The 8,368-nt window shown below is 64.6% G+C and carries 7 protein-coding genes and 1 pseudogene; 5 read left to right on the plus strand and 3 right to left on the minus strand.

The genetic code is table 11. The features are described from left to right. The 3 genes from WB785_RS04410 to WB785_RS04420 form a co-directional block, all read left to right on the plus strand. The coding region (locus WB785_RS04410; protein WP_424077473.1) for a cation transporting ATPase C-terminal domain-containing protein at window positions 1-691 on the plus strand (691 nt) is incomplete at its 5' end. Window positions 692-844: 153 nt separating this feature from the next. Continuing rightward, window positions 845-2,650 (plus strand): AMP-dependent synthetase/ligase, encoded by a 1,806-nt coding sequence (locus WB785_RS04415; RefSeq protein WP_424077474.1) that lies wholly within the window; start codon window positions 845-847, stop codon window positions 2,648-2,650. After that, window positions 2,634-3,422 (plus strand): esterase/lipase family protein, encoded by a 789-nt coding sequence (locus WB785_RS04420; protein WP_424077475.1) that lies wholly within the window; start codon window positions 2,634-2,636, stop codon window positions 3,420-3,422. Before WB785_RS04415 ends, WB785_RS04420 begins: the two co-directional genes overlap by 17 nt. Before the next feature lie 8 nt (window positions 3,423-3,430). Here WB785_RS04420 and WB785_RS04425 read toward each other — a convergent pair whose 3' ends face one another. The 3 genes from WB785_RS04425 to WB785_RS04435 form a co-directional block, all read right to left on the minus strand. Continuing rightward, window positions 3,431-4,993 (minus strand): AMP-binding protein, encoded by a 1,563-nt coding sequence (locus tag WB785_RS04425; RefSeq protein WP_424077476.1) that lies wholly within the window; start codon window positions 4,991-4,993, stop codon window positions 3,431-3,433. Window positions 4,994-5,001: 8 nt separating this feature from the next. After that, window positions 5,002-5,868, minus strand: a complete 867-nt coding sequence (locus WB785_RS04430; protein WP_424077477.1) for an SDR family NAD(P)-dependent oxidoreductase — start codon at window positions 5,866-5,868, stop codon at window positions 5,002-5,004. Between the two features lie 99 nt (window positions 5,869-5,967). After that, window positions 5,968-6,525 (minus strand): nuclear transport factor 2 family protein, encoded by a 558-nt coding sequence (locus WB785_RS04435; protein ID WP_424077478.1) that lies wholly within the window; start codon window positions 6,523-6,525, stop codon window positions 5,968-5,970. A gap of 358 nt (window positions 6,526-6,883) precedes the next feature. Between WB785_RS04435 and WB785_RS04440 the strand changes: the two genes are divergently transcribed. Further along, window positions 6,884-7,990, plus strand: coding sequence for an AMP-binding protein (locus WB785_RS04440; RefSeq protein ID WP_424077479.1), 1,107 nt, complete (start codon window positions 6,884-6,886; stop codon window positions 7,988-7,990). Next, window positions 7,990-8,368 (plus strand): annotated as a pseudogene (locus tag WB785_RS04445) (aldehyde dehydrogenase); the annotation flags it as partial. The gene WB785_RS04440 and the pseudogene WB785_RS04445, both read left to right, overlap by 1 nt.

Consider the following 8,368-nt stretch of genomic DNA (forward strand, 5'->3'; position numbering starts at 1 on the left):
GGTCGAGGGCCGGGGGATGTGGGCCGGTGTCCGCGACGCGGTGACGATCCTGGTCGGCGGCAACGTCGGCGAGGTGCTGTTCACGATCATCGGTACGGCATTCGGCAGCGGCCGGGCGCCGGTGGGAACTCGTCAACTGCTGCTGGTGAACTTGCTGACCGACATGTTCCCCGCGCTCGCGGTCGCCGTCACCCCGCAGTTCGATGAACCTGAGGCCGACGAATACGACACCGAGGAAGAGGCCGACGAGGCCCGGCGGGCCTATCAACGATCGGTGCTCACCGCGCCGACACCTTCATTGGACGCCCCGCTGATGCGGCAGATCGTCACCCGCGGCGCCGTCACAGCCGCCGGTGCAACCGCGGCATGGGCCATCGGGCGGTGGACTCCGGGCACCGAAAGACGCACGGCAACAATGGGATTGACCGCTCTGGTGACGACGCAGCTGGCCCAAACGTTGCTGGCCCGGCGGCACAGCCCGCTGGTGGTGGCGACCGCGCTGGGCAGCTCCGTAGTTTTGGTCGCGATCGTCCAGACTCCCGGCGTCAGCCACTTCTTCGGCTGCACGCCGCTCGGACCGGTCGCCTGGACCGGAGTGGCCGGCGCCACCGCAGCTGCGACCGGCCTATCGGTGCTCGCACCGAACTGGTTGGCCAAAACCGCCGGAATCGCCGAGGCCGACGAGGCGTGAGACCTGTCGGCGGGCAAATTCACGTTTTGGCCATCTAAGGATGCGCCTTCCCAGCAAGATCGGTACATGGCGATCGCAAGCGCGGCGCAGCCGGGCGCAGCGGGTCGCCACGCAACAGATGCTGCGGGCGTTGCTGAGCACAAAGGAAGTTCGATGAGCCAGACGAGTCTTAGCCCGACCGGAACCCAAGCGCCGAATCTGGCGCTGCTGTTCTTGAACCGCGTCGAGGCATCGCCAGACCGGGAAGCGTTCCGCTACCCGGAGGGCGGCAAGTGGGTTTCGGTCACCTGGAAACAGGCCGCCGAGCGGGTGGAAACCCTGGCAGCCGGCCTGCTGGCGCTGGGCGTCGCGCCCGAGGATCGGATCGGCATCGCGTCGACCACCCGATTCGAGTGGATCGCGGCTGACCTGGCGATCATGTGCGCCGGCGCGGCAACCACCACCGTCTATCCCAGCACCAACGCCGAGGACACCGCCTACATCCTCGCCGACTCCGACTCGAAGATTGTCTTCGCCGAGGACGACAAGCAGCTGGACAAGCTCACCGAGCGCCGCAGCGACTTACCCAACCTCGCCAAGGTGGTGATCTTCGACGGGACTGGTGACGGCGACTGGGTGATCACCCTGGATGACCTCGCCGCAATGGGCGCCAAGCACCTGGCCGAGCATCCATCCAGTGTGCGCACGACCGCCGAGGAGATCAGCGGCGACCGGTTGGCCACGCTGATCTACACCTCCGGGACGACGGGCAAACCCAAAGGGGTGCGGCTGCGGCATGAGGCGTGGGTGTACACCGGCGCCACGATCAACGACATGGATCTACTCGGCGAGGACGACCTGCAACTGCTGTGGCTACCCCTCGCGCACGCCTTCGGCAAGGTGCTGATCTCCACCCAGCTGGCGTGCGGGTTCGCCAGCGCGATCGACAGCCGCGTCGACAAGATCGTGGAAAACACCGGGGTGGTCAAACCAACATTCATGGGAGCCGCGCCGCGCATCTTCGAGAAGGCCTATTCCAAGGTCGTCACACAACAGAGCGGCGCCAAAGCCGTCCTGTTCAACCGGGCCTTCGCCGTGGGCAAACAAGTTGCCCGGCGTCGCCGCGAAGGCAAGTTCGTATGGCCACACTTGGGGCTGCAGCACAGGCTGTTCGACCGACTGGTGTTCGCCAAGATCCGCGACGTATTCGGCGGGCGGATCCGGTTCTTCATTTCCGGTTCCGCACCGCTCAACCGTGACATCGCCGAATGGTTCGAAGCCGCCGGCCTGCTGATCCTGGAGGGCTACGGGCTGACCGAGTCGGCGGGCGCCGGCTTCATCAACCGCCCCGACAACTACAAGCTCGGCACGGTCGGGTTGCCGTTCGAGGGCACCGAAGTGCGGATCAGCGACGCCGGAGAGGTCCAGTTCCGTAGCAAGTGCGTGATGGCCGGCTACCACCACTTAGACGAGGCCACCGCCGAGGCGCTCAAGGACGGTTGGCTGTCCACCGGAGACCAGGGCAGCATCGACGACGACGGATTCCTGAAGATCACCGGCCGGATCAAGGAACTGTTCAAGCTGTCCAACGGCAAGTACGTCGCGCCGCCGGCGATCGAGGCGAAATTCGCGACGCTGTGCCCGTACGCCAGCCAGTTCATGGTGTTCGGCGAGGGACGCAATTTCGCTGCCGCCCTGGTCACGCTGGATTCGGACTCGATCGGCGGGTGGGCCAAAGACCACGGGCTGGGCGACACGCACTACGAGGAGCTCACGAAATCCGATGCTGTGCACGAGATGATCGATGAACACGTCAAGAAACTCAACGCCAGCCTCAATCGGTGGGAAACCATCAAGAAGTGGGCTCTACTTGACCACGAGCTCTCCGTCGACCGCGGCGAGCTCACACCGTCACTCAAGGTGAAGCGCGGCGTCGTCGCCGAGCAGAACAAGGAAACGTTGAATGGCTTCTATTCCTGACCCCGCTGAACGCATTGTCGAGCAATCAGATCCGCTGCCCGATGCCGTCAACGCGGCCCCGCCGGGACATCTGCTGCGCCTGCTGGAATGGCGCACCGGCGTCGAATATCTCGTCGCTTTGGCGGCTGCCCCACGAATCGCCAACTGGCCACGCGGTGACGGCCATCCAGTTCTGGTGATCCCGGGATTTCTGGCTGGACCATTTTCGACGCGGTTTCTGCGTGATGTCTTGCGCCGCTTGGGCTATCGGGTCTACGACTGGGGCCTGGGCTACAACATGGGATACCGCGCCAGCATGAATGAGACGCTGCCGGCTCGCCTGCACCACGTCCGAGAACGAGCCGACGGACGGAATGTGAGCATCATAGGCTGGAGTGCCGGCGGTATCTATGCCCGGGAACTGGCGCGCGCTTTCCCCGACGATGTCCGGTCGGTGATCACGCTGGGATCCCCGTTCCGCGGCAACCATCGCGCCAGCACCGCGTGGACGGTGTGGCGGTTGGTCAACCGGGGCAGCGAGGCCACCGACGCGGTCTCCGAAGCCGCGCAGCGACGCCGAGACCAACCGTTGTCCGTGCCGACGACCTGCATCTACAGCAAAAGCGACGGCATTGTGGCGTGGGAGTGCTGCACCAGCTTGCCCGCACCGCAGACCGAGAACATCGAGGTGCGCAGCAGTCACCTCGGTTACGGCCACAATGTGCAGACGCTGTCGGTGATCGCGGACCGTCTCGCCCAGCCGGAAGGCGGCTGGCGGCCGTTTCAGCGCTGAGCTGCCGCCTAGCCGGGCAACTCCTTTCGCAACACCTTGCCGGCCGGATTCCGTGGCAGGCTGGTCAACAAATGGATATCTCTGGGCTGTTCGAAGCGGGATACCCTGTCCTGCAAGTACTCTCGCAGTGCATCCTCGTCCACGTCGCTGTCCGGGCGCGGCACCACATAGGCCGCCAGCCGGTGACCGAACCGCTCGTCGGGCACGCCGACGACGGCGTTGTCGGCAACGTCCGGGTGCTCGGCGAGCGCGTTTTCAACCGCACGCGGGTAAACGTTCTCTCCCCCGGAAATGATCATGTCGTCTTCGCGGCCAACGATGAACAGCCGACCCGAATCATCGAGATAGCCCATGTCGCCGGTGCTGGTCATGTCGTTGACGACGGCTTTGGCGCCGCCGCCGGTGTAACCCTCAGACGCTAGCTCGCCGCCGACGAATACCCGTCCGGTGACATCTGGTCCAACGGGTTGGCCGTTGTCGTCGAAGATCAGTACCGGGCAGCCAGCGACCGGCTTGCCGACCGTTTCTGGGGCGTGCCGCAAGTCGGTGGGCGTCGCCAGCGCGCCGATTCCGACCTCGGTTGAGCCGTAGCCGTTGTAGAGAATGTCGCCATAGCTGTCCATAAACCGTTGCGCGAGGCTGGGATCGAGCCGATCCCCGCTTGACATCACGACCCGCAGCGTCGGCACCGGGTATCGCGCCCGCACATCGTCGGGCAGGTCGAGGATGCGTGCCAGCACGACAGGCACCGCCGTGAACGCATCGGCGCGATGAAGCGACGCTTGCGCGAGTGCGGCTTCTGCATCGAAATGGCTATGGGTGAGTACGGTGCCGCCGAGACCGAGGGTCAACATCAGCATGCCGAGCCCCAGTCCGTGAAACATCGGCATTGCCACCGAGATTCGCGACCCGGCTGTCAGCCGGGTGCGATCCAGAATGGTCACCCAGACACCCACCGCTGAGCGCATCCGCGGGGCGCGGGGAACACCCTTCGGTTTGCCGGTGGTGCCCGACGTGAGCAGGATTATCCGCCCAGACGCGGCCACCTTGGGCCGCGGACCACGGTTGCGCGCCGTGCCCGGCGCAGCGTCGACAACAGTGACCGCATCATCGGCCGCGTGCACCTTATCGGCGAATTCAGCGTCAGAGACCATCATGTGGATTTGGTGGGCGCTCAACGCGGCCGCCAGCGCGTCGGTGCGAAAGTCCGTATTGACTAGTACGACATCAGCCCCGACCAGGGCCACGGCGAACACCGCACGAACGAAGCCCCGACCGTTGCGGCACATGACGCCCACCGCCTGCCCGGGGGCGGCGCCCTCATCGATGAGTTGAGCGGCGAGAGTTTCGGTTTCCGACTGCAACTTTCGGTAACTCAGCGTGCCCTCGTCGTCGATGATCGCCGCCCTGTTGGGCCAACGAGCCGCCGCGACCGCCAGCAAGGTGTAGGGATTGGTGCCGCCGCGTCCTCCTTCGCCGATCAGCCGGACCAGTGCTGCGGGGTTTGGCGGGCTGAGAAGCCCAGAGCGCAGCAACGCCCGAGCCGCGGTCGTGGTTACCTTTTCGGTCATCGGTGGTTTCAGTCGCCGGCGGACTCTTTGAAGAATCTGCGGTACCAGATCCGCGCGGCACGATCCGCGGGCCCGGCCAACAGCACCGATGCAAGCTCGACCGGCCCAACCCATGGCGGCGCGAGTGTCCGCGGTCGTTGGATGATCGCTTTCGCGATGACGTCGGCGGCTTCATCGGGATCTAGCCCCGGAAGTTTGCTCAGCACCGGTGTGGGCTCGATCATCCTGGTGCGGACCAGCGCGAAGTAGACAGAGGTGACGTCGACACCGTCCGCGTGTAATTCCGGAGCCACGCTGCGCAGCCAGCGGTCGAACGCCCCCTTGGATGCCTGGTAGACACCCCACTGCGGTCCAGGCGGGACACGCACAGCGACGCTCGAGACGTTGACGATGTGCCCGTGGCCCCGCTCACGCATGGCCGGAAGGACACCCAGCAGCAGCTGGATTGGACCGAGGTAGTTGATGCCGATGGTGCGCTGAAAGTCGTGGGGGCGGTCGTACTGATTGTGCAGCGAGCGGCGCAGCGACTTGCCGGCATTGCTCACCACGATGTCCAAGGCGCCGTGCTCCTTGCCGATCGTCTCCGTCAGCACTCCGACTGCGGCCTCATCGGTTAGGTCCGTTGGGTAGGCAACTGCCTTTCCGCCGCCCGCGTTGATCGAAGCAACCAGCTCCTGCAGCTTGTCCGCCGACCGCGCGACGACAAGAGTGGTGGCTCCTGCTGCGGCGACCTTGCGAGCCGTCGCCTCGCCGACGCCGTACGACGCGCCGGTGACCAGGACGGTCTTGCCGGAAATCGCGCTGCGCAGCTTGTCCAGATTGGAGACCCGCGCCGGGTTGGCGAGCAGATCGATGGCTTTTGCTGCCACATTCATCACGCGGTTGCCTCTTCGGTGTCGGCATCGGCTTACTTCTGGTCTACCTATACCCACCTTTGCTGGTGCAGCCGCAGCTTGATGGTTGAGGCAGTCAGATCACCAGGCTGCGGCCGGCGACAGGTACGGATCCATGTACCCGGAGTTGGAAGCGCCGGGGGTTAAGCGGTCGTTCATCGATGTCGGCCCGACGCGCCGTTCGAAAATTCGCCATCCGTGCTCGGTGCGCCGCAAGCGATCCGTCATCGCTGAATAGACCCAAAGCGCGGGCATGTCCGCGGGGGTAGCGACGACTTGACCTTGGACGATCTTGGGCGAAGATGCCTCTGCTGCATAGCGGACGAGAAGGTTGTGGTAGCGGACGATCACTCCGTCGTCGCCGTCGGCGTCGACGATCGGGTTGGTAGCGTGCCGGCTCACCCCGGGGACGGTGTAGGGGTACTGCGCTTGGAAGAATCGCCGCGTCTCGATCCGGCCACGGACGGTGCCGTGGGTGTGGTGCGTGACGCCGTCGGGGAGGAACGCTTCGACCATCCCGTCGACGTCCCAGGCGTCGAATAACCAGTTGACCCGGTTGATGAAGTCGATCGCACTCACGTGGTCCGCAGTGTCGACCGCGCTATCCAGGACCACGGAGGGCGGGTTCGAAGCAGCCATCTGCGGACATCGAGATAGCGTCTCGGTCCTCGGCATGTGGGCTCTGACCTGCATGCTTAACCTCACGTTCATCTTTGATTCATCAATTAGCCAGCGCTAGTTTACCCAATTGTCGCCCGGGCATGTGGTTTCGTTACGGCGTTTCAGGCGTCACAGCAGTATCGCGACCTAGGGGCAGACCTGCTTTGCGAAAGAAACCGCATGCGATATCAGCGGTCGGAGAGGGTCGGCTTGGACGTGTCGAGCCGGAGAATTCTGCGCCTATGTAGGGTTAACCATGCACGAAAACCATTCCCCATAAGGCGGATTCGCCGCGGCGCATTGCTCGGGCGATCTGGCCTGCGACATGATCGGTGGTATGGCCGACATCGACTTTTCGTTGCTGGATGTTCCGCGGTCGGCGCCGATCGACGACCCTGAAGCGTACCTACGTGCTGCGATCGCCTGGCACTTCGGCGAACACACCGGCTGCGCGTTCTGGTTACAGGCGGCGCGCACGCTGAACTTCAACCCGCTGACCGATGTCAACACGTTCACCGACTTGCGGCTGTTCCCCAACTTGCTGAACGAGCTGCGGAACGTTCCCGTCGAGCAGCTGATCCCCCGCGGATATGGGTCCCGGTCGCCGCTGCCGCAGCTCTTCGAGTCCGGCGGCACCACAGGTGCACCCAAAAGGACTGTGCAGCTGCCAGATTGGATCGAACAAGTCATCCAATGGCAAACCGAGGACTTCGCCAACGGCGGTTTTCTGCCTGGGCGCGGCTTCGTCTGCATGATGCCGAGCGGGCCGCACGGGGTGGGCTATTTTTCTCGTCTGGTCTCCGAGCGCCTCGGCTCGGTTTTCCACGCGATCGACCTGGATCCTCGCTGGGTCAAGAAGATTGCCGCCCGCCCGGCCGCAGCAGCCACTGCCGAGGTGTCGGCGTACGTCGACCATCTGATCGAGCAGACCGCGCACATTCTGCAGACCCAGGACGTCGCGAACCTGCACACCACTCCGCCGCTGCTCGAGGCCATCGCCCGTAACGACCAGTTGGCGAACCTGGTAAACGACAAGATTCACTTCACGCTGCTCAGTGGTGCCCATGTGGACGTCGATACGCTCGACTTGCTCCGCGAGATCTTCCCGAATACAACGATCACGATGGTGTTCGGCAGCACCATGATTCTCTCTCAAGCGATGACTCGCCACAGCGACGACGACGCCCCCTTCGTCTTCGATCCGCGCACGCCATACGTGGTGTTCTCGGTGGTGGATCCTGACACCGGCGAGCAAGTGCCCTACGGTCAACGCGGACAGGTCGTGATGAACCATCTCAGCAAGGGCATGTTCCTGCCGAACAACCTGGAGCGCGACAGTGCCATCCGGCTGCCGGGACTCGAAGGCCAAGTGGGCGATTCGCTCAGCGAGGTACAGCCCGTCGCCGCCTTCGAAGGCGAGCCCGTCATCGAAGGCGTCTACTGATGCGCATCGACGCGCTCGGCCCCGACGGCGCGTACCAGACCCGCAACCGTGAAATCGTCACGACCACCGCCGGTGTGGCGGTGGTCGATCTCAGCATCGTGCCGCCGCTGTATGTCTCGCGCACTGTCAGCGCGCAACACAACACCCGACCACTGCCGGCGGAACAACGCGAAGCCGCATTGGCCAAGGCCGCCGACGCCTTCGGCACCGGGGTAATCGCGGGGCTGGACTTCGACAGCTACGTCGAGCTGGCAAGCCGGATTTCCGGAGTCCCGATCGCGGTAACGCGGTCGAGCGCACGCGGCGTCGCCGACTGTGTCGCTTCGGCATTCGGTGTGGCGCAGCTGGCGCGACCGGCCGGCGCTGCCTCGGATTGGC

It is taken from the genome of Mycobacterium sp. (assembly GCF_049585075.1).
GTDB lineage: Bacteria > Actinomycetota > Actinomycetes > Mycobacteriales > Mycobacteriaceae > Mycobacterium.